Annotated in this window: 25 protein-coding genes and 1 pseudogene; 17 read left to right on the top strand and 9 right to left on the bottom strand. The window is 65.5% G+C overall.

What is annotated here, in order from left to right; all coding sequences use genetic code 11:
* From RAD15_RS34700 to modC, 5 genes and pseudogenes are all read left to right on the top strand, one after another.
* Positions 1 to 105, top strand: a pseudogene (locus RAD15_RS34700) (IS5/IS1182 family transposase); the annotation flags it as partial.
* Positions 106 to 437: 332 nt separating this feature from the next.
* Complete coding sequence (locus tag RAD15_RS34705) at positions 438 to 950, top strand: hypothetical protein (protein ID WP_458183190.1); 513 nt, start codon at positions 438 to 440, stop codon at positions 948 to 950.
* A gap of 193 nt (positions 951 to 1,143) precedes the next feature.
* Positions 1,144 to 1,929, top strand: a complete 786-nt coding sequence (gene modA / locus RAD15_RS34710; protein WP_458183192.1) for a molybdate ABC transporter substrate-binding protein — start codon at positions 1,144 to 1,146, stop codon at positions 1,927 to 1,929.
* 20 nt (positions 1,930 to 1,949) lie between these two features.
* Positions 1,950 to 2,645: a molybdate ABC transporter permease subunit gene (gene modB, locus RAD15_RS34715; protein ID WP_458183194.1), complete on the top strand. Its 696-nt coding sequence runs from the start codon at positions 1,950 to 1,952 to the stop codon at positions 2,643 to 2,645.
* A 2-nt stretch (positions 2,646 to 2,647) separates the two neighbouring features.
* Positions 2,648 to 3,310, top strand: a complete 663-nt coding sequence (gene modC, locus RAD15_RS34720) for a molybdenum ABC transporter ATP-binding protein (protein ID WP_458183196.1) — start codon at positions 2,648 to 2,650, stop codon at positions 3,308 to 3,310.
* Positions 3,311 to 3,495: 185 nt separating this feature from the next.
* Here modC and RAD15_RS34725 read toward each other — a convergent pair whose 3' ends face one another.
* The gene (locus RAD15_RS34725) at positions 3,496 to 4,224 is read right to left on the bottom strand and encodes a GntR family transcriptional regulator (RefSeq protein WP_458183198.1); all 729 of its coding nucleotides are present in this window, start codon (positions 4,222 to 4,224) and stop codon (positions 3,496 to 3,498) included.
* A 196-nt stretch (positions 4,225 to 4,420) separates the two neighbouring features.
* Between RAD15_RS34725 and RAD15_RS34730 the strand changes: the two genes are divergently transcribed.
* Genes RAD15_RS34730 through RAD15_RS34750 form a run of 5 tightly spaced genes read left to right on the top strand, consistent with a single transcriptional unit; the run spans position 4,421 to position 9,104 of the window.
* Positions 4,421 to 5,455, top strand: coding sequence for an extracellular solute-binding protein (locus RAD15_RS34730; RefSeq protein ID WP_458183201.1), 1,035 nt, complete (start codon positions 4,421 to 4,423; stop codon positions 5,453 to 5,455).
* Complete coding sequence (locus tag RAD15_RS34735) at positions 5,452 to 6,531, top strand: ABC transporter ATP-binding protein (RefSeq protein ID WP_458183202.1); 1,080 nt, start codon at positions 5,452 to 5,454, stop codon at positions 6,529 to 6,531. The genes RAD15_RS34730 and RAD15_RS34735 overlap by 4 nt, the downstream gene beginning before the upstream one ends.
* Entirely contained in the window at positions 6,528 to 7,391 is an 864-nt protein-coding gene (locus RAD15_RS34740; RefSeq protein WP_458183204.1) for an ABC transporter permease, read from the top strand. The genes RAD15_RS34735 and RAD15_RS34740 overlap by 4 nt, the downstream gene beginning before the upstream one ends.
* Positions 7,391 to 8,188: an ABC transporter permease gene (locus tag RAD15_RS34745; RefSeq protein WP_458183206.1), complete on the top strand. Its 798-nt coding sequence runs from the start codon at positions 7,391 to 7,393 to the stop codon at positions 8,186 to 8,188. Before RAD15_RS34740 ends, RAD15_RS34745 begins: the two co-directional genes overlap by 1 nt.
* A 4-nt stretch (positions 8,189 to 8,192) precedes the next feature.
* Positions 8,193 to 9,104 carry a polysaccharide deacetylase family protein gene (locus RAD15_RS34750; protein ID WP_458183208.1) on the top strand — a complete coding sequence of 304 codons (912 nt, stop codon included), beginning with the start codon at positions 8,193 to 8,195 and terminating at the stop codon, positions 9,102 to 9,104.
* A gap of 126 nt (positions 9,105 to 9,230) precedes the next feature.
* Here RAD15_RS34750 and RAD15_RS34755 read toward each other — a convergent pair whose 3' ends face one another.
* A complete protein-coding gene (locus tag RAD15_RS34755; protein WP_458183210.1) occupies positions 9,231 to 11,024 on the bottom strand; it encodes a potassium/proton antiporter in 1,794 nt (597 codons plus the stop codon).
* A gap of 211 nt (positions 11,025 to 11,235) precedes the next feature.
* Here RAD15_RS34755 and RAD15_RS34760 point away from each other — a divergent pair, with 211 nt between their 5' ends.
* Together RAD15_RS34760 and map are read left to right on the top strand one after the other, a co-directional pair.
* Positions 11,236 to 12,552: a mechanosensitive ion channel family protein gene (locus RAD15_RS34760; RefSeq protein ID WP_458183212.1), complete on the top strand. Its 1,317-nt coding sequence runs from the start codon at positions 11,236 to 11,238 to the stop codon at positions 12,550 to 12,552.
* A 121-nt stretch (positions 12,553 to 12,673) separates the two neighbouring features.
* Positions 12,674 to 13,492 carry a type I methionyl aminopeptidase gene (gene map / locus RAD15_RS34765; protein ID WP_458183213.1) on the top strand — a complete coding sequence of 273 codons (819 nt, stop codon included), beginning with the start codon at positions 12,674 to 12,676 and terminating at the stop codon, positions 13,490 to 13,492.
* A gap of 90 nt (positions 13,493 to 13,582) precedes the next feature.
* Here the strand turns inward: map and RAD15_RS34770 are convergent, their stop codons facing one another.
* Positions 13,583 to 14,023, bottom strand: a complete 441-nt coding sequence (locus RAD15_RS34770; protein WP_458183215.1) for an antibiotic biosynthesis monooxygenase family protein — start codon at positions 14,021 to 14,023, stop codon at positions 13,583 to 13,585.
* A 129-nt stretch (positions 14,024 to 14,152) separates the two neighbouring features.
* Positions 14,153 to 14,749 (bottom strand): bifunctional transcriptional activator/DNA repair enzyme AdaA, encoded by a 597-nt coding sequence (locus RAD15_RS34775; protein ID WP_458183216.1) that lies wholly within the window; start codon positions 14,747 to 14,749, stop codon positions 14,153 to 14,155.
* A 131-nt stretch (positions 14,750 to 14,880) separates the two neighbouring features.
* Between RAD15_RS34775 and RAD15_RS34780 the strand changes: the two genes are divergently transcribed.
* Positions 14,881 to 15,840, top strand: coding sequence for a DMT family transporter (locus RAD15_RS34780; protein WP_458183217.1), 960 nt, complete (start codon positions 14,881 to 14,883; stop codon positions 15,838 to 15,840).
* 40 nt (positions 15,841 to 15,880) lie between these two features.
* A complete protein-coding gene (gene radC / locus RAD15_RS34785) occupies positions 15,881 to 16,594 on the top strand; it encodes a RadC family protein (protein ID WP_458183219.1) in 714 nt (237 codons plus the stop codon).
* Positions 16,595 to 16,718: 124 nt separating this feature from the next.
* Here radC and RAD15_RS34790 read toward each other — a convergent pair whose 3' ends face one another.
* Both RAD15_RS34790 and RAD15_RS34795 read right to left on the bottom strand, forming a co-directional pair.
* Positions 16,719 to 17,774 carry an alpha/beta fold hydrolase gene (locus RAD15_RS34790; protein ID WP_458183220.1) on the bottom strand — a complete coding sequence of 352 codons (1,056 nt, stop codon included), beginning with the start codon at positions 17,772 to 17,774 and terminating at the stop codon, positions 16,719 to 16,721.
* 28 nt (positions 17,775 to 17,802) lie between these two features.
* Positions 17,803 to 19,455 carry a flavin-containing monooxygenase gene (locus RAD15_RS34795; RefSeq protein ID WP_458183222.1) on the bottom strand — a complete coding sequence of 551 codons (1,653 nt, stop codon included), beginning with the start codon at positions 19,453 to 19,455 and terminating at the stop codon, positions 17,803 to 17,805.
* A 367-nt stretch (positions 19,456 to 19,822) separates the two neighbouring features.
* Between RAD15_RS34795 and RAD15_RS34800 the strand changes: the two genes are divergently transcribed.
* Positions 19,823 to 20,713, top strand: a complete 891-nt coding sequence (locus tag RAD15_RS34800) for a helix-turn-helix domain-containing protein (protein ID WP_458183224.1) — start codon at positions 19,823 to 19,825, stop codon at positions 20,711 to 20,713.
* Between the two features lie 120 nt (positions 20,714 to 20,833).
* Positions 20,834 to 21,622: a bestrophin-like domain gene (locus tag RAD15_RS34805; protein ID WP_458183225.1), complete on the top strand. Its 789-nt coding sequence runs from the start codon at positions 20,834 to 20,836 to the stop codon at positions 21,620 to 21,622.
* Between the two features lie 22 nt (positions 21,623 to 21,644).
* Here the strand turns inward: RAD15_RS34805 and RAD15_RS34810 are convergent, their stop codons facing one another.
* The 3 genes from RAD15_RS34810 to RAD15_RS34820 all read right to left on the bottom strand — a co-directional run bounded on the left by RAD15_RS34810 (position 21,645) and on the right by RAD15_RS34820 (position 22,902).
* Positions 21,645 to 21,965 carry a YMGG-like glycine zipper-containing protein gene (locus RAD15_RS34810; RefSeq protein WP_458183227.1) on the bottom strand — a complete coding sequence of 107 codons (321 nt, stop codon included), beginning with the start codon at positions 21,963 to 21,965 and terminating at the stop codon, positions 21,645 to 21,647.
* A 138-nt stretch (positions 21,966 to 22,103) separates the two neighbouring features.
* Positions 22,104 to 22,412: a hypothetical protein gene (locus RAD15_RS34815; RefSeq protein WP_458183228.1), complete on the bottom strand. Its 309-nt coding sequence runs from the start codon at positions 22,410 to 22,412 to the stop codon at positions 22,104 to 22,106.
* A 112-nt stretch (positions 22,413 to 22,524) separates the two neighbouring features.
* Positions 22,525 to 22,902, bottom strand: coding sequence for a hypothetical protein (locus RAD15_RS34820; protein ID WP_458183229.1), 378 nt, complete (start codon positions 22,900 to 22,902; stop codon positions 22,525 to 22,527).
* Positions 22,903 to 23,175: 273 nt separating this feature from the next.
* Here RAD15_RS34820 and RAD15_RS34825 point away from each other — a divergent pair, with 273 nt between their 5' ends.
* Positions 23,176 to 24,576: a peptidoglycan-binding protein gene (locus tag RAD15_RS34825; protein WP_458183359.1), complete on the top strand. Its 1,401-nt coding sequence runs from the start codon at positions 23,176 to 23,178 to the stop codon at positions 24,574 to 24,576.
* The last annotated feature ends 11 nt before the right edge of the window (positions 24,577 to 24,587 follow it).

Below are 24,587 nucleotides of genomic sequence, written 5' to 3' on the forward strand. Positions count from 1 at the left end.
TGCCAGCTCAAACACTTCCGACGCTTGGCAACCCGCTATGACAGGCGAACCGCCAACTTTACCGGCTTCATCCATCTCGCAGCCGCAATGATCTGGATGCAATGAATGTCGATCGGTCCTAGTGCGCAATTGCGCACGGGGGCCGGGACCCACCGCGTGATCTATCGAACGAGACCGGTGGCAATACCGAACGACCAGTCCTCGCCAAACATCTCCCTGTGGTTATGGGTCCCGGCCTACGCCGGACGACTTGAGGATAAGTCTTGGCGCTTCTCACGGATGACGAACTCGTTGGTTGGTTCGCACCACGTGAATGCGCTAGGATCACCCCTGCCGCCGTGCCGTAAGCCCGCGGCATTCCGGGACGCGCATCCCGTTCTCCAACAAGCCTGACCGCACGCCTCGCGCCGTTCGCGTGGCCAACGATGGGATTTCACATGCGCGTCCTCGCCTTCCTCGCTGCGCTTTCGCTCGGCGCAAGCTCCGCCCTCGCCGCCGAAGAACCGAGCGGCTGCGACAAGTTCAAATGGCCGATCGAGCGCGAGCGCGCGGCGCTGACCGCGCCGGATCGCGCCAGGCTCGCATCGGAGAGCGAGCAGGCCGTGCTGCCGACATCGGCCATCACGCTGGGGCTGGTCGCGCCTGCCGACGCAAAACTGCCGACGCCGCCGGAGCGGGCGCCGAAGGAGGGCACATTTGCCGGCTTCACTTGCATCAAGGGCGCGAAGGCCGGACTCTACACGATCAGCCTCTCGGCCGGCGCCTGGGTGGACCTGGTGCAGGACGGGCATGTCCTCAAGCCCATCGCCTTCAGCGGTGCCACGGATTGCGACGGCATCCGCAAGACCATGAAATATTCGCTGTCGGCGCAGCCTTTCGTGGTCCAGGTCAGCGGGGCCAGGGAGAATTCACTCTCGATCGCGATCCTGCCGGTCTTGCCTCTGGAATAGGCCCCTCGGTTAGACAAACGGTCGCCTTTGACCCGGGCGCTCATCCTGCTATCTTCGCAGCTGCGATATCCTGGCCGGCCGTAAGCCGCTGCCGGGGCCCCGTGGAGCAGCGCTTCCGCCCGTCGCGACCTGACCCACCAACGCCAGATTTGCGCGTGCTTCTTGCGCGCGCGAGCTCGCAAGGAGCGCATCCATGATTCGTATTGCCGGACTTTTCACCGCCTTCGTCATCCTCGCGGGCGCGAGCCTCTCGCCGGCCATCGCCGAGGACAAGACCATCACCGTGTTCGCGGCGGCGTCGATGAAGAACGCGCTCGACGAGATCGACGCGGCCTACACCGCCAAGACCGGCGTCAAGTTCAGCGTCAGCTATGCCGCGAGCTCGGTGCTCGCCAAGCAGATCGAGCAGGGCGCGCCCGCCGACGTGTTCGTCTCCGCCGACACCGACTGGATGGACTACGCCATCTCCAAGAAGACCATCAACGAGCCGACCCGCGTGAACCTGCTCGGCAACAGCATCGTGCTGATCGCACCGAAGGATTCCAAGGTCGACAACGTCACCATCGCGCAGGGCTTCGACCTCGCCAAGCTCGCCGGCGACGGCCGGATCGCAACCGGCGACGTCAAGTCCGTGCCCGTCGGCAAATACGCCAAGGCCGCGCTGGAGAAGCTGGGTGCCTGGCAGGCGGCCGAGCCGAAATTCGCCATGGCCGAGAGCGTGCGCGCCGCGCTGACGCTGGTTGCCCGCGGCGAGGCGACGCTCGGCATCGTCTATTCCACCGACGCCAAGGTCGAGCCCGGCGTGAAGATCGTCGGCACCTTCCCGGCGGACTCGCATCCCGCGATCATCTATCCGGTCGCAGCAACGACGACCGCAAAGCCCGAGACCAACGACTACCTCGCCTTCCTGCGCTCGTCGGCGGCCAAGACCATCCTGGAAAAATACGGCTTCAAGTTCCTGGTCAGCCCGACAACCTGATTCTTGCAACCTGATTTTTCGTGTTCAACATCTCTCCCGCCGAATGGACCGCGATCCTGCTCTCGCTCAGGGTCGCCATCATCGCCACGCTGGTCGCAACGCCGTTCGGCATTGCGCTGGCGTGGCTGCTTGCCCGCAAGGATTTTTGGGGCAAGTCGGTGCTCGACGCATTCGTGCATCTGCCGCTGGTGCTGCCGCCTGTCGTCACCGGCTATCTCCTGCTCCTCACCTTCGGCCGCAAGGGACTCGTCGGCGGCTTCCTGGCCGACACTTTCGGCATCGTCTTCGCGTTCCGCTGGACCGGAGCTGCGCTGGCCTGCGGCCTGATGTCGTTCCCGCTGCTGGTCCGCCCGATGCGGCTGTCGATCGAGGCGATCGACCGCCGGCTCGAGCAGGCCGCGGAGACGCTGGGCGCCGCGCCCTGGAAAGTCTTCTTCACGGTGACGCTGCCGCTGGCGCTGCCCGGCGTGCTCGCCGGCATGGTGCTGGGCTTTGCCAAGGCGATCGGCGAGTTCGGCGCCACCATCACCTTCGTCTCCAACATTCCCGGCGAAACGCAGACGATTTCGTCCGCGATCTATTCGCTGATCCAGACGCCGGACGGCGATGCCGCCGCGGGCCGGCTGGTCATTGTCTCGATCGTGCTCGCACTCGGCGCGCTGATCGCCGCCGAATGGTTCGCTCGCCGCGCCACCGCGCGCCTGCACGGGAACTGACCATGCTGCGGGTCGACATCGAAAAACAGCTCGGCGAGTTCTCGCTTCAGGCAACCTTCACCGGCGAAGGCCGCGTCATCGGCCTGTTCGGCGCCTCGGGCGCCGGCAAGAGCTCGCTGGTCAACATGATCGCAGGGCTGCTGCGGCCCGACCGCGGCACCATCGTGATCGACGGCGAGACCGTCGACGACACCGCGGCCGGCATTCATGTGCCGACCTGGCGACGCCGCATCGGCTATGTCTTCCAGGACGCGCGGCTGTTTCCGCATCTGAGCGTCGCGCAGAATCTCGACTACGGAAGGCGGATGAACGGCCTCGCGCCCGATGCGGCCCAGCACAAGCGCATCGTCGACCTGCTCGACATCGGCGCGCTGCAGGGCCGCCGCCCCGGAAAACTTTCCGGCGGCGAACGCCAGCGCGTCGCGCTCGGCCGCGCGCTGCTGTCGAAGCCACGCCTCTTGCTGCTCGACGAGCCACTCGGCGCGCTCGACGAGGGCCGCAAGCTCGAGATTTTGCCGTATCTGGTTCGGCTGCGCGATGAAGCCAACGTGCCGATGGTCTATGTCAGCCACGACGCCGCGGAATTGCGCCAGCTCGCCACGCAGATCGTGATGCTGAAGCAGGGACGCGTGACGTCGTTCGGCGGGGTGAAGGTGTTGACGTGAGGAGTGTGCGTTGAGGCACGCCGGCGCAACACCCACCTCCGTCGTCCTGGCGAAAGCCAGGACCCATACCGCGTGACTTCTCGAGGAATCGCGGTGCGAGTACCGACAAAGAATAACTGCGAGTCTTCGCCAAACTTCGCCCTGGGGTAATGGGTCCTGGCTTTCGCCAGGACGACAGTGGGGCTTTACCGCGCCTTCCGCCGCTTCGGCTTCACCGTGCCGAACACCGCGGCCAGATCCTCACTCGCCGGCGCCGCGTCATCCAGATGCAGGCGGCTCTCCACATGCAGAAAATGCTCGCGCGACACGGCAATGGCACGCGCGACGTCGCGGGCGCGCAGGGCTTCGACGATGGCGCCGTGCTCGTCGACGGCGCAGACCGAATCCGTGGCGGGCTCGTAGACCGAGACCATCACCGAGGAGCGGCTGAGCAGGTCGGCGAGGAAGCGCGTGAGCTCGGCATTGCCGAGTGCCTCCACCAGATGGACGTGGAACGCACCGGACAGCCGCACCGAGGCGGCGCGGTCGCCGCGCGTTGCGGCGGCGCGTTCCTCGGCAAGATGGGCATTGAGCCGCTCGATCAGGGCATCGTCGACAAGGCGCACGAGCTGGGTCAGCACGCCGGCCTCGAGCACGCGATGCGCCTCATAGACGCTGCGGACGTCGTCGAGCGTCGGGCGCGGCACGCGGGCGCCGCGGTTGGGGATCATCTCCAGCCGCCGTTCCGCGCCCAGCCGGTGCAGCACCTTGCGAATACGCTCGCGCGACACGCCGAAAATATCGGCCAGCGGCGGCTCGGCGAGCTTGGTGCCTGCCTTCAGCTTGCCTTCCAGCAGCGCGTGCAGGATGGCCTGATAGACCGCCTCGTCCTCTGCCGGATTCGCCTTGCCGTTTCGCCTGCGCTGCGTCGCCATGGCGCTAGCTAGGCCCAAAGGATGCGCAGCGTCACCTCCAAAAAATGTGCACATTTGCTGCGCGATCGCGCAGCCGTCGAAAGCTAAATCCAATCAAGCCATTGAAATACCTATACTTTGTAAAAATGTGCACATTTGGCATGGCGCTTGCTGCTGACTCAAGGCAAGCTTTACGCACAACAAACGGGACATGCCCATGCACACACCCTCCCGACGCAGCGTTTTGATATCCGGCGCGGCCCTCGCCACAACTCTCGCGGCCCCGGCACGGCTGCGCGCCGCCCCCAAGGAGATCGTCATCGGCGGCCCCGCGGGCGCCGCGAAGTATTTCAACGCCGATCTGTTTCCGGTGCTGGAGAAGAAGCTCGACTGCAAGGTGCTCTATGAGGGCACCAACTCGCTGACCAATCTCCAGAAGATGCAGGCCGACAAGGCCGCGCCGAAAATCTCCGTCGTCATCATGGACGATCCCGTGATGCTGCCGGCCGCGAGCGAAGGCCTGATCACCAAGATGTCGGCCTCCTCGATTCAAAACCTCGGCAAGCTCGTGGACGGCTCGGTGCATCAGGACGGCCTATGGGCGAACTACCAGCGGCCCTGGGCCGGCATCGCCTACTCGACCAAGCGCATGAAGACGGCGCCGGCAAAATGGTCCGATTTGTGGGATGCGAAATATGCTTCCCGGGTGATCGTTCCGTCACTGTCGAACACCGAAGGCTTCTGGACGCTACTCGCGGCCGCGCATCTCGAAACCGGCAAGCCCTACAAGGAGGCGCAGTACGAGATCGACGCCGCCTTCAAGAAGGTGAAGGAGCTGAAGGCGAATTTGCTGAACGTCTATACCAACGCGCCGCAGGCCATCAATCTGATGGAGCAGGGCGAGGCCTGGATGATCGGCGGCCAGTTCTCGGCCTACACGCTGATCCGGAAAGCGGAGGGCTCGCCGGTCGATCTCGCCGTGCCGCAGGACGGCGGCTTTGCCATGCCCTCAGGCATCGCCAAGGTGGCTGGTGCGCCGGCCGGTGATCTCGCCGACGCCGTGATCGACTTCTTCCTGAGCCCGGAAGCGCAGACCATCCTCGCCGACAAGGCGTTCGTCGCGCCGACCAACAAAGGCACGCCAACGCCGGCGGGCTTCCCCGATCCCGCCGCCCTGTTCGCGCCGGACTGGGCGTTCGTCGCCAAGAACCGCGCCGGGTGGGTCGACCGCTGGAGCAAGGAGATGACATGAGCGAGAGCAGCCCGCATCTCGTCGTCCGCAGCGTCTCCAAGCGCTACGGGCCGACGACGGTGCTCGATCACATCGACCTGACCATCCGCCGCGGCGAGCTGGTGACGCTGCTCGGCCCCTCCGGCTGCGGCAAGACGACGTTGTTGCGCGCCATCGCGGGGCTCGCGCAGCCGGATGCGGGCAAGGTCGAGCTCGCCGGGCGCGACATCACAAACGTGCCGCCGCACAAGCGCAATGTCGGCGTTGTGTTCCAGAGCTACGCGCTGTTTCCGCATCTGACCGTCGCCGGCAATGTCGCATTCGGACTGAAGGTGCGCGGCGCCGCGAAGCGTGAGATCGACACGGCCGTCGAGCGCGCGTTGTCGCTGGTCAAGCTCGGCCATCTCGCGGGACGGCGCATCTCGGCGCTATCAGGGGGGCAGCAGCAGCGCGTCGCGCTGGCGCGCGCGATCGCGGTCGAGCCCGATGTGCTCTTGTTCGACGAGGCGCTCTCCGCACTCGACCGCAAGCTGCGGGAGGAGATGCAGGTCGAGTTGCGCCGCCTGCTCCAGGACGTCAAGGCCACCGCGATCTTCGTGACGCACGACCAGGACGAGGCGCTGACCATGTCCGACCGCGTCGCGGTCATGAACAAGGGGCGGATCGAGCAGCTCGCCGAGCCGCGCGAGCTTTACTTGCGGCCGGCAAGCCTGTTCGCGCTCAACTTCGTCGGACTGTCGACGCGGATCGCGGGCACGGTGCTGGCGGCCGACAACGGCAAGGTCGATGTCGAGACCAGGGTTGGCCGCCTCTCGGCACTCGGCAATTTCCAGGCCGGCTCCCCCGTCATCGTCGCGGCGCGCCCCGAGCAGCTTCGGCTTGGTGACCAAGGCCAGGCGAATTCCGCGATGGGACGCGTGCGCTCCGTGGTGTTCCAGGGCTCGCGCACGCTGGTCGAGGTCGATGCCGGCGCCGGCGAAAGCCTGCTCGCCGAACTCTCCGGGCGGGACGGCGCGATCCCGCGCGTGCATGACGAGATCCGCCTGAGCTGGCCCGTGACCGAGACCTTTGCGTTTCCCATGGAGGCGCAGGCATGAGCGAAGCGGCCCTCCCCGCGCCGGTGGCGACGCCAGCGGTGGATCGCGAGCGGCTCACGGCTGTTGGATTCGTGCTGCCGTCCTTCGTCATCATCGCCGGCGTCTTCGCGCTGCCGCTGCTGCTGCTGCTCGGCGTCAGTTTTGTCGACGCCAGCGGGCCCACTCTCGTCAACTACAAGCGCCTGCTCGGCACGCCCTATTATCTCGGCGTGATCTGGAATTCGCTGCGGCTCGGGCTGCTGACGACCATCATCGCCTTCCTGATCAGCTATCCCGCCGCCTTCGCGCTGGCGCGCGCCCGCGGGCCCTTGCGCTCGGTGCTGCTGGCGACGCTGTTCCTGCCGCTGGCGGCCAGCGTCATCGTCAAGGCGTTCGCCTGGACGATCCTGCTGCGCAGCGACGGCATCGTCAACGAGACGCTGATGGCGCTCGGCATCATCGAGGACCCGATCCGGATGATCTTCACCGAGACCGCGCTGATCGTCGGTGCCGTCAACATCTTCCTGCCCTTCATGATCCTGCCGATCTACGCGATCGTCGCGCAGCTCGACCCCCGCTATGCGGAAGCGGCCGCGACGCTCGGCGCCTCGCCGGTCGTGACGTTCTTTCGCGTGATCCTGCCGCTGACCTTGCCCGGCATCATCGCGGGCGTCGCGCTGGTGTTCTCGCTGTCGGTCTCCGCCTATGTCGTGCCGACGCTCTTGATCGGCGAGAAATATCCGACGCTCGCGACCACGATTGCAAAGGCCTACCTGCTGGCGCGTGAGCCCGGCTTCGGCGCTGCCGCCGGCGTCGTGCTGCTGGGAATCGCGATAGCCGTGGTCGCGCTGAGCGCGCGCCTGTCGCGGGAGCCGAAGTGATGATTCGGGCCGCAATCATCGCCTGCTGGGTGATGGCCATCGCGATGGCGCTGTTCCTGGTCCTGCCGCTGCTGGTGATCGCGGCGGCCAGCTTCTCGCCGACGCCGGTGTTCGACCTGCCGTTGACCGGCGCCTCGACGCGCTGGTATGGCCGGATCAGCCGGCTCGACGGCTTCTGGCCGTCGCTGTTGCTGTCGCTCCAGATCGCGCTGCTCTCGACCGCGATCTCGCTGGTCTCAGGCACGTTAGCTGCCATCGCGATCGCACGCGGAAAGCTGCCGGGTGCGGACGTGTTCGCCACCGCGCTGGTCTCGCCGCTGATGATGCCCGGCCTCGTGCTCGGCATCGCACTGCTGCAGGGCTTTCGCGCCATCGGGTTCAATACGCCCTGGGGCACGCTGCTGGTCGCTCATCTCGTGATCACACTGCCTTACGTCGCGCGCACGATGATCGCGGGGCTCGCGCGGTTCGACTTCACCCTGATCGAAGCGGCGCGCACGCTCGGCTGCACCTATCCCGGCAGCGTGCTGCGGGTGATGGTTCCGGCGCTGGCGCCGTCGTTCCTGATCGCGGGGATATTCTCCTTCCTCGCCTCGTTCGACAATTATCCGGTCTCGATCTTCCTCGCCGACGTCCGCACCAAGACGCTGCCGATCCGGATGCTGCAATATATCGAGGAGGCGCCCGACCCGACGCTCGCCGCGCTCTCCACCCTCATCCTCTTGGGCACGGTGATCCTGCTGTTCGTCAGCGACCGCGTCGTCGGCCTGCACCGCATGGCCGGAACCTCGGACTGATCCCATGAGCGAAGCAAAACAACCTCTCTCACAACGCGACTTCGCCGGCTACGGTCGCAAGCCGCCGAACCCGCGCTGGCCGAACGGCGCGCGCGTTGCGGTGTCGCTGGTGGTGAATTTCGAGGAAGGCTCGGAGTTCTCCGTCAATGACGGCGACGCGAACAACGAGGCGATCTACGAGGTCGTCCACAAGCTCGACGGCCCGGACAGCTGCATCGACAGCCATTTCGAGTACGGCACGCGCGCGGCCTGGTGGCGCATCATGGATTTGTTCGACGCCCACGGCGTCAAGGCGACGGTGAGCTGCTGCGGCCGCGCGGTCGAGCGCTCGCCGGAGCTGGCGCGCGACGCCATCGCGCGCGGCCACGAAATCTCGGCGCATGGCTGGCGCTGGCAGAGCCACGCCGACATGGACGAGGCGAGCGAGCGCGAGGTCATCGCGAAGACCGTCGCGGCGATCCAACGCGTCACCGGACAACGCCCGGTCGGCTGGCACACGCGCTCGGCGACATCGCCGAACACGCGCCGCCTGCTGGTCGAGGAAGGCGGCTTTCTCTACGACAGCGATGCCTATAACGACGACCTGCCCTATTACAGGGAGGTCGCCGGCAAGCCGCATCTGGTGCTGCCCTACGCGTTCGACACCAACGACATGCAGTATTACAACGCCTCACGCTTCAACGGCGCGGATTTTGCCGATTACGTCATCGATGCGTTCGAGTGGCTGCGGCGCGAGGGCGAGACCGCGCCGAAGATGATGTCGGTCGGATTGCATTTGCGCATGATCGGCCGCCCGGGCCGGATCGGCGCGCTGGACCGGATCCTCGCACACATGACCAAGAGCGGCGCTGCGTGGATCGCGCCGCGGGCGGCGATTGCGCGGCATTGGCGGGAGGTGGTGCCGGCGGAGGTGTGACGTGCCCCGGACGCGACGCAGCACGAAGTGGTGCGTCGCAGAGCCGGGGCCCACAACGTCCGCCATGGGTCCCGGCTCTGCGGCGCAGCGTTTCACGCTGCACCGCGTCCGGGACACGAGACTATCTCAAACCCCCGCCACCGACGTCCACAGCTCCGCCAGCTTCTTCCGCATCGCCTGCCGGCGCGTCAGCGGCGGCGGCGTCTCGTCTTCTTCCGGCAGGCGGAGGCCGACGACGTTGACGCGGCCGCCGGAGATGCTGCGCGCGACCAGCACGATCTCGTCCAGCGGCAGCTCGGCGCCCTCTTTCGGGGCGCGGTCGAGATGGACGTCGAAATAATCGGCGAGAGTCAGCTTGCCCTCGTCCTCGCTGATCTTCACGCCGTAGATCTCGGCAAGCTCGGCCAGCGTGTGCTCCGCCGAGACCATGAAGTCCCCGAGCAGATGCGGGTCGGGCGCCGAGCTCGGCTGCATGTCGACGAAGAAGCGGTCGAGCGACTCGGCCTTTTCCGGCGGCGCCAGCAGATAGATGTAGTCGCCCGGCGCGATCGGATCGGCCTCCGTCGGCGTCAGAATGTTCTCGTTGCGGATCACCAGCGTCGGCTTGGACCAGGACGGGATCAGGCCGCGGCGGAAATACAGGCTCTTGGGCCGGACAGGGTAGCCGACCAGCTGCTGCTCGAGCTGGCCGGGCAGATCGAGCTCGACGCGGCGCGGGCCGCGCTCGGCGCGCGGCAGCGCCACGTGCAGCTTGCGCGCGGCGGGCGCGAGCGTCCAGCCTTGCAGCAAGAGCGAGATGATGACGACGACGAAGGCGACGTCGAAATAGAGATAGGCCTTCGATAGTCCCACCAGCATCGGGATCGACGCCAGGAAGATCGCGACCGCGCCGCGCAGGCCGGTCCACGCGATGAAGATCTTTTCGCGCCAGTTGAAGCGGAACGGCGCCAGGCAGGCGAATACCGCGATCGGCCGCGCGACCAGCATCAGGACGAATGCGACCCCAACCGCCGGCAGCACGCTGGCGCCGAGCCGGCTCGGCGAGACCAGGAGGCCGAGCAGCACGAACATCACGATCTGCGCCAGCCAGGTCGCGGCGTCCAGGAAGGCCACCACCGAATTATGCGCGCGCGTCGGCCGGTTGCCGATGATGATGCCGGCGAGATAGACCGCGAGAAAGCCGGAGGCGTGCATGATCTGCGAGCCGCCGAAGATCACGAGCGCGGCTGTCGTCACGAACGGCGCATGCAGGCCCTGCGGCAGCGCCACCTGGTTGAGCGCGAAGACGACGAGACGCCCGCCGATGACGCCGACGACGGCGCCGAGCACGGCCTCCTGGACGAACTCCATGAACACGTGGCCGGGCGAGCTCGATCCCAGCGAGATGTACTCGACCAGCATCAAGGTGAGGAAGATCGCGAAGGGGTCGTTGGTTCCGGATTCCGCCTCCAGCGTCGCGCCGACGCGCGGGCGCAGGCGCAGGCCCTGGGTGTGCACCAGCAGGAACACCGCGGCCGCGTCGGTCGAGGCCACGACCGCGCCGACCAGCAGCGATTCCGTCCAGTTGAGGTCGAGCGCGTATTTGGCGAACGGCGCGGTGATCAGCGCGGTCAGCAGCACGCCGGCGGTCGCCAGCACCACTGAGGGCGCGAGCACGGTCCGGATGCTGGCAAAGCGCGTCCGCAAGCCGCCGTCGAACAGGATCAGGGCCAGCGCCACCGAGCCGACCAGATAGGTGGTGCGGACGTCGTCGAACTGGAGCTGACCCGGGCCGGAATCACCCGCGAGCATGCCGATCGCAAGGAAGACGAGCAGCAAGGGCGCGCCGAAGCGCAGCGCGAGCAGGCTCGACAAGATACCGGCCATGACGAGGACGGCGCCGAGCAATATGGCGAGGCTAACGGAGTCGAGGGAAGCCATCCACCTTCCGGGTACAAATCGCTGGAATAGGCATCCTTATCGTCGCAGCCCCTGCGCGCCAACCCATTTTCGCGCCTCGCGGCAATCTGCCCGTATTTTGCGGCCTTAACGTGCATCACTTAGCGGTGTATCGATGGCCCGGCCGCAGCCTTTGTGGGATTCTGCGGCGCCCTCGAATCAATTCCTCCCTGCCCGCTTCCCGACGAGACCGATGGACATGGACCTCAAAGACTTCATGGAGTTCGTGCAGACCACCGCACGCAGCGTCGGGGCGGAAGTCTCATCGCCCTGGTTCTACCTGCAATTCGGTCTCATCCTGGCCGCGGCCGGCATCGCCTATGCCTCGGAAGCCGGCGTTCGCAACCGCATCGACATGACCTCGCTGGCGATGGGCTGGCCGCTGCCGCTGCGCCACTTCTCCCGGGTGATGGTCTCCAGCGCCTCGACGGCGGTGTTCACCCTGCTCGTGCTCGTCTCGCGCGTGGTGATGTATCACGCGACCTGGCCGAGCCGCTCCTATCTGCTGATGGTCGCCGCCAAGCTGGGCCTCGCCTGGCTCGCGATCCGGCTGGTGACCTCGGTGCTGCGCAACGCCTTCATCGTCAAGCTGGTGTCGATCACGGCATGGTTTGTCGCCGCGCTCTCCATCCTCGGCCAGCTCGATGCGACGGTCGATCTACTCGATTCCGTCGCAATCGTGCTCGGCGGCCTCAGGCTGACCCCGCTGCTGGTGATCAAGGCCGGTGCGCTCCTGCTCATCGCGCTGTGGGCCACCAACATCGCCAGCAATTTCGCCGAGAGCCGGATCAACTCGACCACCGACCTGACGCCGTCGGTGCAGGTGCTGCTGGTCAAGATCATCCGCATCGGGCTGCTTGCGGTGGCGATCGTGATCGCGCTCGGCGCGGTCGGCATCGACCTGTCGGCGCTCGCGGTGTTTTCCGGCGCGGTCGGCGTCGGCATCGGTATCGGCCTGCAGAAGATCGTGGCCAATTTCATCTCGGGGATCATCCTGCTCGCCGACAAGTCGGTGAAGCCCGGCGATCTCGTCACCATCGGCGACAACACCGGGCGCATCAGCGCGATGAAGACGCGCTATATTTCCGTTGCCGCCGGCGACGGGCGTGAATTCCTGGTCCCGAACGAGGATCTGGTGACGCAGAAGGTCGTCAACTGGACCTATACCGACAAGAACACGCTGGTGAAGATCGCCTTCGGCACCAATTACGACGCCGACCCGCGCCTGGTCACCAAGCTCGCCGCCGAGACCGCCGCGGCCCATCCGCGCGCGACGAAAGGCAAGCCGCCGAACTCCATCCTGACCGAGTTCGCGGAAGCCGGGATGAAATTCTCGCTGACCTTCTGGATCGCGGACCCCGACGGCATGGACAACGTCAAGAGCGACGTGATGCTGGCGCTGTGGGACGCCTTCAAGCGCGAGGGCATCCGGGTTCCCTACCCCGTCCGCGAAATCCGCGTCCGCGGCGGCGCCCTGCCGGTGGAAACCACCGTAGAAGTCCCGAATTAGGCCCGCTTTCAGCGCGCAAGCAGGCACGCTTGGCTTGCATGAAGGCCCGCGATCATTAGATTAGGGCCTGAAATCAAGCCTTTCCGCCGATATCGAGACCACCCCAGAAGATAGCGCCCGCATGAGCTACGTCGAAGCCTCCGATACCTCCCTGCGCAAGACCGGACAGATCAAGCTGCATGGGCCGAGCGCCTTTGCCGGCATGCGAAAGGCGGGAGCGCTGGTGGCGAAGTGCCTCGACGAGCTCACCGACATCGTCGGCCCCGGCGTGCCGACCGAACGCATCGACCAGTTCGTCCGCGACTTCGCCTTCAGTCATGGCGCCTATCCGGCGACGCTGATGTATCGCGGCTATCGCTATTCGACCTGCACCTCGCTCAACCACGTGGTCTGCCACGGCATGCCCGGGGACCGCCCGCTGAAGGAAGGCGACATCGTCAACATCGACGTCACCTTCATCGTCGACGGCTGGTATGGCGATTCCAGCCGGATGTATGCAATCGGCCCGATCGCGCGCAGGGCGGAACGGCTGATCGAGGTGACCTATGAAGCGATGATGCGCGGCATCGCCGCGGTGAAGCCCGGCGCCACCACCGGCGACATCGGCCACGCCATCCAGAGCTTCGTCGAGCCGCAGGGCATGAGCGTGGTGCGCGATTTCTGCGGCCATGGCCTCGGTCGCATGTTCCACGACGAGCCGAACATCATCCACATCGGCCGGCCCGGCGAAGGCGTTCAGCTCAAGCCCGGCATGTTCTTCACCATCGAGCCGATGATCAATCTCGGCAAGCCGCATGTGAAGATCCTCTCCGACGGCTGGACCGCAGTGACCCGCGACCGTTCGCTGTCGGCGCAGTTCGAGCACTCCGTCGGCGTCACCGCCACCGGCGTCGAGATCTTCACGCTGTCGGAGCGGCACGGCGAGAAGCAGATCGGGTAGTCTTTCGCTTCGACAAGCCATCGGTCGAGGACGCCCGTTGGGCGGTCTTTTGGACCGCCCAACGATGACCCTCACAGCCTTCTGCCAAGGTCAGGCATGATTGACCTCGACGACCTCGCACAGGATCGTCTCGGCCTGCGCCAGCGCAGCAAGGCTCTGGATATACGGCACAAATCTCGGATCCTTGCGAAAATTCTCGATGTCCCCTGCGCTTGCCCATTGCGAGTAGTTGATCGCGCGTCGGCCCTCCTTGCTGGCATGGACGCTGGACGAGATGAATCCGGGCTGCTTGCTGAAGAAAGTCTCGGTGCCCTCCTTCAGCAATTGCACCAGCTTTTGCTGGTTTCCCGGGTCGACCGTGAAGACGTTGACGAGCGTCGTGATGTCGCTGCCGGTGCGGATGGTCGCTTGCATTTTCGAAGTCCTGTTCTGGCTATGGGACGGCACCATTTCGGCAGCGAGCAAGACGCCCGCTCCGAGGCCAGTCGCGACGAAGGCGCGCCGCGACGGCGTAGCTCTGGTCTGAGACATCGATGTTCTCCGTTTGTGAAAGATCGGCCGGCCGCTCGACGGGCCAACAGTGCTGAGACGAACGAGACAGGGGCCGGAAGACAGCCGGCGCGAGATTTTTTCGGCGCGGCCAGGATGATGAAGGCGGCTCTATCGCCGTCGGCGGAACGACGACGGCGGCCGCTTGTAGGTCGCCGCAAAGGCGTCGTTGAAGCGGCGGACGCTGCCGAAGCCCGCCGCAAACGCAATCTCTGCTAACGTCATCTCAGTCTGGTCGATCAGGCGCTTGGCTTCCTGCACGCGCCGCGTCGCCGCAATCTCGCTCGGGCTCGCGCCGGCATGGCGCATGAACAGGCGGAGCAGATGACGCGGCCCGACGCCAAGGGCTTCCGCAAGTTCCGTCGTCGACGCCCGGTCCAGAAAGCCGACGTCGATCATGCGCATGCCGCGCGCGACGGTGGTGGCCGTTCCCATCCAGGCGGGCGAGCCCGGCGCGGTTTCCGGCCGGCAGCGCAGGCACGGACGAAAGCCGGCCCGCTCGGCAGCCGCCGCGGTCGCGTAGAAGGTCACGTTCTCGGAGCGGGCGGGGCGGACGGGACAGACCGGCCGGCAATAAATCCGCGTCGAGCGAACGCCGGAAAAGAACAGGCCGTCGAACGCGCGCGCACGCGAAAGACGCGCCCGGTCGCAGGTGTCCCAGTCGAGATGCGGTGGCAGGGTTTGTCGATGCGCAGGGCCTGTCGTCATGGGGCAAGAATAGTTGCGGTGGGGCGTGCCGAGTAGCTGAAATCGGACTCGATCGGGTGATGAGGTCCGAATTCGGCCAGCCGGCCCCGCCGCTGCGGCTCATGGTGCCCATACATCCCGGAGGACATCGCATGAGCACGCAGGCCCAACCAACGACGTCACGAGAAACCACGCTCGCGTTCGAGATCGGGCTCCTGCTGCTGCTCTCGCTGATCTGGGGCGGCTCGTTCACGCTGATCAAGATCGCGATCCCGACGATTCCGCCCTTCACGATGGTCGCCGCGCGGGTGACGATCGCTGCCATTCTCCTGGTCCTGATCGCTCGCGCGCAGGGACACGCCCTGCCCCGCCGGGGACCGCTGTGGGCAGCGTTCCTCGTGCAGGGGCTGCTGCAAAGCGCAGCTCCGTTCACCCTGATCAGCTGGGGCGAGGCGCATATCGCAAGCGGTCTCGCCGGCGTGCTCAATGCGACGCCGCCGATGTTCGTGCTCGCGATCGCATTGATGACCGGGCGCGGACGGCAGACCGTCAGCGGCCGGAAGATCATCGGCGTTGCGCTCGGCCTCGCGGGCGTGGCCGTGACCATGGGCGCCGACGCGCTCTCCGCGATCGGTACGACCGCTCCGCTGGCCCAGATGGCGATACTCGGCGCGAGCCTCTGCTACGCGCTCGCACCGCTATGGGGCCAGCGCTTCTCGGGCCTGCCCGCAATCGTCACGGCGGCGGGGGCCATGGGCTGCGCCGCAATGCTGATGCTGCCCGCGGCCGCCGTTCTCGAACAACCGTGGACACTGGCGCCGCCACCCGCGCAGGCGATCACAGCGGTGATCGCGCTCGCGGTCATCTGCACGGCGTTCGCGATGGTGATCTACTTCCGGCTGATCCACACGCTCGGCCCGCTCGGCACAACCAGCGGCAGCTATCTGCGCGCGGGCTTCGCAGTAGCGCTCGGCACGGCGTTTCTCGGCGAGCGCTTGACCTGGTCCAGTCTTGCCGGAATGGCGCTCATCGTGGTCGGCGTGGTGGCGGTCACGGTGCCCGCTCCCGCACGAACCGCCAGGACACCGAGCGGCGCACCGTCACGCAATTGACGGTTGCAAAAGCGCAGGTCCCCGGCGATGCTGGCGGCCGATGCCCGCCAAGCCGGACCACGACAAGAGCAAGCCCGAGGACGCGCCGCACTATCTCGGCCACCGCGAGCGGCTGCGCGAACGCTTCTACAGCGCGGGCGCGGATGCGCTCAGCGACTACGAGCTGCTCGAGATGGCGCTGTTTCCGGCGCTGCCGCGGCGCGACACCAAGCCGCTGGCGAAGACGCTGATCAAGATTTTCGGCTCGTTCGCCGAAGTCGTGCACGCGCCGGTGGCGCGCCTGCGCGAGGTCGAGGGCATCGGCGAGGCCGCGATCAACCAGCTCAAGCTGATCGCCGCGGCCGCGCATCGCGTCGCCAAGGGCGAGGTCAACAGCCGCAACGCCCTGTCGTCCTGGAACGAGGTGATCGACTATTGCCGCACCAGCATGGCGTTTGCCGACAAGGAGCAATTCCGCCTGCTCTTCCTCGACAAGCGCAACCAGCTGATCGCCGACGAGGTGCAGCAGACCGGCACCGTCGACCACACCCCGGTCTATCCGCGCGAAGTGATCAAGCGCGCGCTCGAGCTGTCCGCGACCGCGCTGATCCTGGTGCACAACCACCCCTCCGGTGATCCCTCGCCCTCGCAGGCCGACATCCAGATGACGAAGGCGATCATCGACATCGCAAAGCCGCTGGGTATTTCGGTGCACGATCACATCATCGTCGGCAAGAGCGGGCACGCGAGCCTGCGCGGGATGCGGTTGATCTAGAGTCGCAGACGCCGCCGGGAGCGCCATCAAGCGCCCGCCGCGACGATTTCGCGCGCGGATTGAGGGCGCGAACAATCCTCGTTCGAGCCCTCAACTGCAACAGGCGCTCAATCAATCCGTCGCGTCAATTCACAGGCGTCGCCAGCAGCTCGTTCAAATTGGCGTCGAGCTGCGCGAGCAACTCCGGGTCCACGCCGAACAGGCCGAGATGTCCGCAGATGCTCTTCAGCGGACGGAACTGGCTTCCCGGGATCAGACGCTGCTCGACCTCACAGTCGGCCGGCGGGAAGAACATGTCGTGACTGATCGGCATCACGTAGGTCTTCGCCTTGATACGGCCGAGCGCCGCAGCGAGATCGCCGCCGGTGTTGCGGCTCACGTCGCCTCGTTGCCACTTCCACGCCATCGCAAGCAGATCGTTTGGATCCATCGGCGCGAAGTATCCCGTCATGAAAGTATCGACGAAGGCCTGCATCGAGTCGAAGCCGAGCGCCTTGTGCCGGCCTTCGCGGAAGAAGTCGGTACTCCACCCCATCACCGTCCACAGCCTGGCGTGGCGCTTGAGGCCGGCGGCGACATCGGCCGGCGAACCGTACTTGCCGGCGTTGAACCCGGGATCGGATGTGATCGCTTCGGAGAGCGTCTCGGCGAAGACGAAGTCGTGCTCGGTGTTCCTGGCGGTGCCGGCGAGCGGAGCGGCGCGCTTGACGAAGTCGGGATAACGCACGGCCCACTCATAGGTCTGTTGTGCGCCCATCGACCCGCCGACGACCAGCGCGAGGCTCTTCAGACCGTACTTCCCGGTCAGAAGCTTGTGTTGGGCGCGGACGTCGTCGGCAATGCGCACTTTCGGGAAGGTCGGTCCGACCTGCGCTCCACTGCTGTTGTGCGGTGAGGTGGAAAGGCCATTTCCGATCTGGTTGACAACGACGATGAAATACTTCGCCGGATCGAGCGCACGCCCGTTGCCGATGTAGACCTGCTCCATGATCTTGCTCGTTCCCGAGTACCAGGTCGGAACGAGGATCGCGTTGTCCTTTGCCGCGTTCAGCGTTCCGTGGGTCGCCACCGCAAGCTGACAGTCCGGAATAAGGCCGCCCTCCTCGAGCTCGAGGTTGCCGATTCCGATCATCTCGTAGGGGCCGTGGCCTTCCTGACCGTAATAGGGATTTGTGCTCATTGGATGTTTCCTTCCGTTGTTGTCATCATCAGGTCATCGCAAAGCCCTGGTAGCCATTGGCCGCAAGTTCGTCGCACTGCCGGTTGTAGTTGCCGACGCCGCCAATGTAGGACAGCAGGCGTCGCGGCTTTCCGTCGACGTTCGAGCCCATGTACCAGGAGTCGGTTTTCACGACGAGGGTCGCGGCCGCGGTTTCGTCGTGGTGCTTCACCCAGTTGTCCTCGAACTCCTTGGTTGCTTCGACGACGCCTTTGCCGTGCTCCCTCGCGTAGGCAATGCAGTCGGTGATCCAATCCACCTGCTGCTGCAGACAGGTTGTCATGTTGCAAAGTGCGGCGGACGGAGCGAGCGGCGCGCCGGTGGTGAACAGGTTGGGATAGCCGTGCACCTGCAGCCCCATCGCGGTGCGGATCTCGTCGTGCCACCTGTCCTTCAGCGAAACGCCGTCGCGGCCGCGGATGTCGATGCGGCTGAGAGCGCCGGAGCCGGCGTCGAAACCGACGGCCAGGATGATGATTTCGGCTTCGTGGACCTTCCCGTCGGAGGTCTGGATGCCTTCGGGCACGATGCGCTCGATCGGTGTTTTGCGGCAGTTCACGCCTTCGACGTTGTCCTGCAGATAGGCCTCGAGATATTTGTTCTCGAGCGGCACACGATGCGTGCCGAATCCGTAGTCGCTCTCGGACGGAATGAGCAGGTCGCACAGCTTCGGATCGTTCCGAAGCCGCTGCCGCAACTTGCCTCGGACGAATTCGGAAACGACCGCGCTGACCGCCTCGTCGAAGAACATTTCCGGGAACGTCGCAAGCCACATCGAGAGCGATCCGTCGTTCCAGTATTTTTCCAGGACCTCGGTGCGCTCATCGGCCGTCAGCTCGCCCCAAGGGCGGTTCTCGAAGTCATAGTCGAAGCCGGCGAAGGTGGAGCGCACGCGGGTCTTCAACTCATTGAACCGGCTGCTCCAGCGATCCCAATCCGCTTGCGAATATTTCGGGTTCTTCATGGGCACGACATATTGCGGCGTACGCACGAACACCTTCATCGACCCGACCTCGGGGGCGATGGTCTGGATCACCTGGATGCCGGTGGCTCCGGTGCCCACCACGGCGACCCGCTTGCCTTTGAGATCGATACCCTCTTTTGGCCAGAGACCGGTATGGGTGATCACGCCTTTGAACGTGGACTGGCCCGGGAAGCGGTCGTTCAGCGGCGCCGACAGCATGCCGCAGCAGGCCAACAGGTATTGCGTATCAATGCGTTCGCCATCGGAGGTGACGACATCCCAGCGGCCGTCCTTCTCCCGATAGGTGGCGGACTCGATCCGGGTGCTGAACTGGATGTCCTTCTTGAGATCGAAGCGATCAGCGACGAAGTTCAGCCACTGCTCGGTCTCGGGCTGCGCCGGAAAGCGCTCGCTCGGCTTCCACGCCTTGTACAAGTCCTCGGAAAACCAATACTGGTACACCTCGACCTGAGAATCGAAGCGCGCGCCGGGGTAACGATTCCAGTACCAGGTCCCGCCGACGCCGGAGCCCGCCTCGAAGGCACGGACCTTCAATCCCAGTTGCCGCATGCGGTGCAACTGGTACAGACCCGCGATGCCAGCCCCGATAACGACCGCGTCGAGGGTCGTCTTTTTTGATCCGTTCGATTCCCTGGACTTGATTGCAGTCTGGTCCATTTCCCTCTCCTGCTTTTTTTGGCTGTGCACCGTGCCCACTCGACCGAATTGGAGGTGGAGTTTGCGTCTCCATGGCGATCCGACGAAACTGCCGGGCAGGTCTCAAGGGCCCTGAGGGGTCTCAAGCCGCCCACGCATCGCCGGCGGAACGTGCCGGAAACTAGTTGCCCCGAGGCAGGGCGGGCTTGAACGAAGCCGACCTTTCTTTGGACGAAAAGCGTGTGCGGCGCAGCGAAGGTCTGGGCGAGCTCTGGGCGAACTAATGCATTTGGCCCCATGCAAAAAGCGCCGTATCCTGCGGCACCGATGCCCACATCATCGGAAAGAAGAGCCGGCGAACGGCCCCCAAACGTGCGGAGGCTGCGCCATGAGCAAGTTGATTGCGGTCGAGGAGCTTCCGCGATACGCACCGGGTGAACTGAAGCTGGACAGTTCGGCAGTCGGCCGGCCTGATTTCCGCATGCGGGTATTTCGCTATGCGCCCTCGGACATTTGGGTCCCCCCGACGGAAGACTTCCTGATCGTCGTCTACCGGCAAGGGGCCACCACCATGAACCGCCGCGTGACCGGCGCATGGAAGCAGGAGCGCGTCGGGCGCGGCATCACCACACTTCTGACCCGCGCCGAGCCTTCGCATTGGCGATGGGCAAACGATATTGAGGTCAGCCACTTCTACATCTCACCGGCCTTCATGATGAAAACCGCCAGCGAGGCTTTCGATCGTGACGTCGGCGCCATTGAACTTCATGACCTGCTCGGAATCGATGACCCCGTCCTGGGCTGGATCAACGAACAAATGGCTCACGAAGTCGCCGCCGGCGGTCCCGGCGGAAGACTCTGCTACGACGCGCTGTCGCTCCAGGCCAGCGTCCACATCATGCGGAAATACGCCGCGGTGAAGTTCAAGATGCCTTCCGCGCAGGGACATTTCAGGCCGGCTCATGCCCGGCTGATCGAGGACTATATCCAGCAGAATATTTCTCGAAACATCACGCTCGACGAACTGGCAGCCATCTGCAACTGCACGCCGATTCAATTCGCCCGTAAATTCCATGCTCACTACGGGATACGCCCTCACGCATTTGTTCAGAAGCAGAAAGTCGAACAGGCATGCCAGCATCTGCGACGGAACAATCTGGCGCTCAAGGAGATCGCACTCCTCAGCGGCTTTGCCGACCAGAGTCATCTGAACAGGGTCTTTCGGCAGCACCTCAATTGTACGCCGGCTGAATATCGCAAGGGCTCCTCGGGAGCCTGAAGGCGTTCCGCGTCCTCGCGGCGGCGGACAATGGATCACATCATCGTCGGCAGGAGCGGGCATGCCAGCCTGCGCGGGATGCGATTGATCTAGATCGTCGAATCACATGACAAGAGCAGCATGAGCGACTGGCTGCACAATCTGCCGCTGCCCTTGATGGCGCTGGTGATCTTCGGCTTCACCTATCTGCTGGCCGCGGCCATCTTCGCGGGCATCGCGCTTGCCGCCACGGGGGAGCGCGCGAAATCGCTGAAGGCGATCTCGCCGGGCATGCTGCCGGTGCTCGGCATCATCTTCGGCCTGTTCGTCGCCTTCACGGCGGCTCAGGTCTGGGGCGACAGCGACCGCGCCAGCGCCGCGGTGAGCCGAGAGGCCAGCGCACTGCGCAGCGCCGTGCTGCTGGCCGCAGGCCTGCCGGCGGAGCAGGATGCGAAGCTGCGCGGCCTCGTCCGCGACTATGTCGGACAGGCCGTTGCGGTCGAATGGCCGATGATGGCGCACCAAGCGGCCTCGCTGAAGGTGACGCCGCCGCCGCTCGCCGATGCGCTGCAGCTCGTCATCACGATGACCCCGCAGGGCACCGGTCAGGCCAATGTGCAGCGCGAGCTGATTGCGGCGCTGGAGCAGGCGCTGGACGCGCGGCGGCAGCGGATCATCGTCAGCCTCGCCGCGGTGAACCCGGTCAAATGGTGGTGCCTGTACCTGCAGGCGGCCTGCGCGCTCTTGGTGATCGGTCTCGTTCATTGCGACAACCGCCTGGGATCGGCGATCGCGATGGGCCTGTTCGCGACCGGCGTCGCCACCTCCGTCCTGCTGATCGCCGCGCATGACCGGCCGTTCGCCGGCCAGATCTCGATCCAGCCGGAGCCGCTGCTGCAGATCATGCCGGAAGCGGCAGCGAAGAGCTAAGGCGCGACGGCTCTTTCGTGCCTCAATAGCAGTAGCGCGGATCGACCGGGACGTAGCGGCCGTCGGGGCGCTGCATGTAGCAGCCGCGCTGATAGGCGTAGTAGCCGGAGCGGCGGCGCTCGCCCTCGGAGGCGATTGCGGCACCCGTGCCGGCACCGACGACGGCGCCGATGGCTGCTCCCCGGCCTCCGCCGATCGCGCCGCCGATGATCGCCCCGCCGACACCGCCGAGGATCGCGCCGCCGACGGCATCCTGGGCCGCGGCTTCACGGACCGGCATCGCCATCGCAACCGTAAGACAGGCCGCGATACCCAAACTTCCAATACGAAGACCTCGAAGCATGCTCGCCCTCCCTGTGGTCCGGCGAATTTTAACGTCCGGCGGGGATTTGGGCCAGATCAAATCGGCTTCCGTCCGCCCCAAAGCGCGCCGGGATGTCGCCCAGGTCCCAGCCCGCGCGGGACGCCGGTCGCGCCGGCCTCATTTGTCGACCGCGAAGGCGAGCACGATCCTTTCGGGTGTCTGCTTGAAATCCCTGGTGACGGCGTCGCGCACGAGCCCTGCGAGCTCGTTCAGCGGCTTGTTGTCATAGAGGCGCGGGAATTGAACCGTCACCGACACCAGCCTCCCATTGTGCCAATTGAAGCCGACCGCCGGCTTGACGCCGGTCGATTGCTCGAGGTCGGCCTCCACGGCTTTCGACTGCTTGAACCCTTCCGTCACCGTGCTGACGGCATCGCAGCCCGCAAGGGTCGTTGCGCAGACGAGCAGCAGCACAAATCTGGACATGAGGATTCCCGCGGCGATGACCGCGCACATGATTGTTCCACAATGCCGGTGACTTCAACGGATGGTTGTGTTGGAGGCTTGATACCCACCGGCTTGAACGAGCCGCGAGCCGTCATCCCGGATCAAGCCAGCGCAGCACGGCCTCGGCCGTGTCGGCCGGCGTGGTGTTGAAGCAGATCGCGGCATCCGGTGCCAGGCGGTGGACGAGGTTGAGCACCTTCTCGAACAGCAGCAGGCGCTCCTTCGGCTCGCGCAAGCCCGCGCCGATCACGATGCAGTCGAAGTGTTCGTCGCGCAGCGCCGCCGTGACGCCGGCTTCCGCGGTGACGTCGAGATCGATCAGGCAGCTCGTGACCTCGAAACCGAGATCGCGCAGGCGCAGCAATTGCGCCTCGATATAGCCGCGCACGAGCTCCGGCGTGAGCTGCGGGAATGCGCTGTAATCCGCATTGCCGGGTTCGATGCCGATCGCGAGGACGCGCTTGGCCATGCAGAGCTCCTTGCCGGACTGTCTGCATCATTAACGGACGGGCAACCCGGCCGGTTCCCTCGCGGGCGGGCGCCCTGCGCGCCCCGGATACTGCCTCTCATTTCCCGCCGAGGCTGTAAGCCATTTCACACACACCGGGCCTGCAGCCTGCCAGATTTGCGGGAGATCACGCTGCAGTCACGCCGTGATCACGGCACCTGGCTTACTTTGATTGGCACGGAGACTCGATCATTCGATCAATTTGCATTCATCAATTTGCAGGAGCGGGAAATGGTGGTGTCATTCGAGAGTTTCAAAAACGAATATGAGCGGAATTGGGCCAGCCTCGAGATCCGGCCCGGGCGCCTCCACGACGCGAATGCGATCGCCCGCAAGGCGATCAACGGCAAGGCAACCTATCAGCAGGTCGAACGGCTGACCGGCGTGCCCTGGTATTTTGCCGCCCTCTGCCACTACCGCGAGTCCAATTTCGATTTCGACACCTATCTCGGCAACGGCGAGTCGATCCACCGCGTGACGAGCCTCGTTCCGAAAGGGCGCGGCCCGTTTGCCACGTTCGTGGACGGCGCGGTGGACGCGTTCAGGCTCGAACATTTCATCGGCGCGCAGGACTGGAGCATCGCGCGGATCCTGTACCGGCTCGAGGCATTCAACGGCTTCGGCTATCACGCCAAGGGTTGCAATTCGCCCTACCTCTATGGCGGCTCGACCCTGTACGGCCCGCCGGAGGCAAGGGCCGGCAAATTCGTCCGCGATCACGTGTTCGATTCCAACCACGTCGACAACCAGCTCGGCACGGCGGTGATCCTGCATGCGATGATGTCGCTCGACTCCTCGATCGCTCTCGACGGCAGCCCGCAATTCGCGGGCCGCGCCGAGCCGGAAGACGAGGCGGCATCGACGGTCGTTCTGATGCAGCAGGCGCTCAACAAGCTCGGCGCCAATCCACAGCTCGCCGAGGACGGCATCAGCGGTCCCAAGACCAGGGCCGCGGTCTCGCAGTTTCAGCAGCAGAACGGCCTGAAGGACACCGGGCTGCTCGACGCGGCCACGGTCGCCGCCCTGACCCGTGCGTCACAGTCGGGCGCCACCGGACAGACCGGCGATCTGTCCCCGATCCTGACGCGGCTGGAGGACCTCGCGCAGCTGCTGCGGCCGTCAGCCGGCGCCGTCACGCCGGTAACGCCAGTAACGCCGATACCGGGCAACACGCTGCCCGCCACCAACGATCCGATCAGCCTGTTCGAACGGCTGTTCTCCCTCGTCAACAAGACGGCGCCCCTGCCGGGGACATCCAACCCGACCAGCATCACTGCACCCGTCGATCAGCTGAAGACGGTCGTCGATCTGCTCAGCACGCTGCTCAACAACAACGGCAAGCCCATGCTGGGCCAGGTCAATGGCGCGCTCGGCGAGACCATCGGCAAGCTGCTCGACGGCAAGAAGACCGCACTCGGGATCGGCGGCTCGCTGCTCACCGCGCTGCTCTCTTCGGTGACGGCGAGCCCCAATGCGGGCGGCATTGCCGGTTTGCTCGGGACGATCGTGTCGGCGGTGCCGGGCCTTGGCCAGTTCGCGATGCCGATCTCGCTGGCGCTCACGGCCTGGGGCGTGCTCGGCAAGATGGAGAAATGGGCGCAGGGCACCGCGCCGCCGCCGAAGGTGACGACGTAGCTGCGCGAACC

Source organism: Bradyrhizobium sp. 14AA (assembly GCF_054185205.1).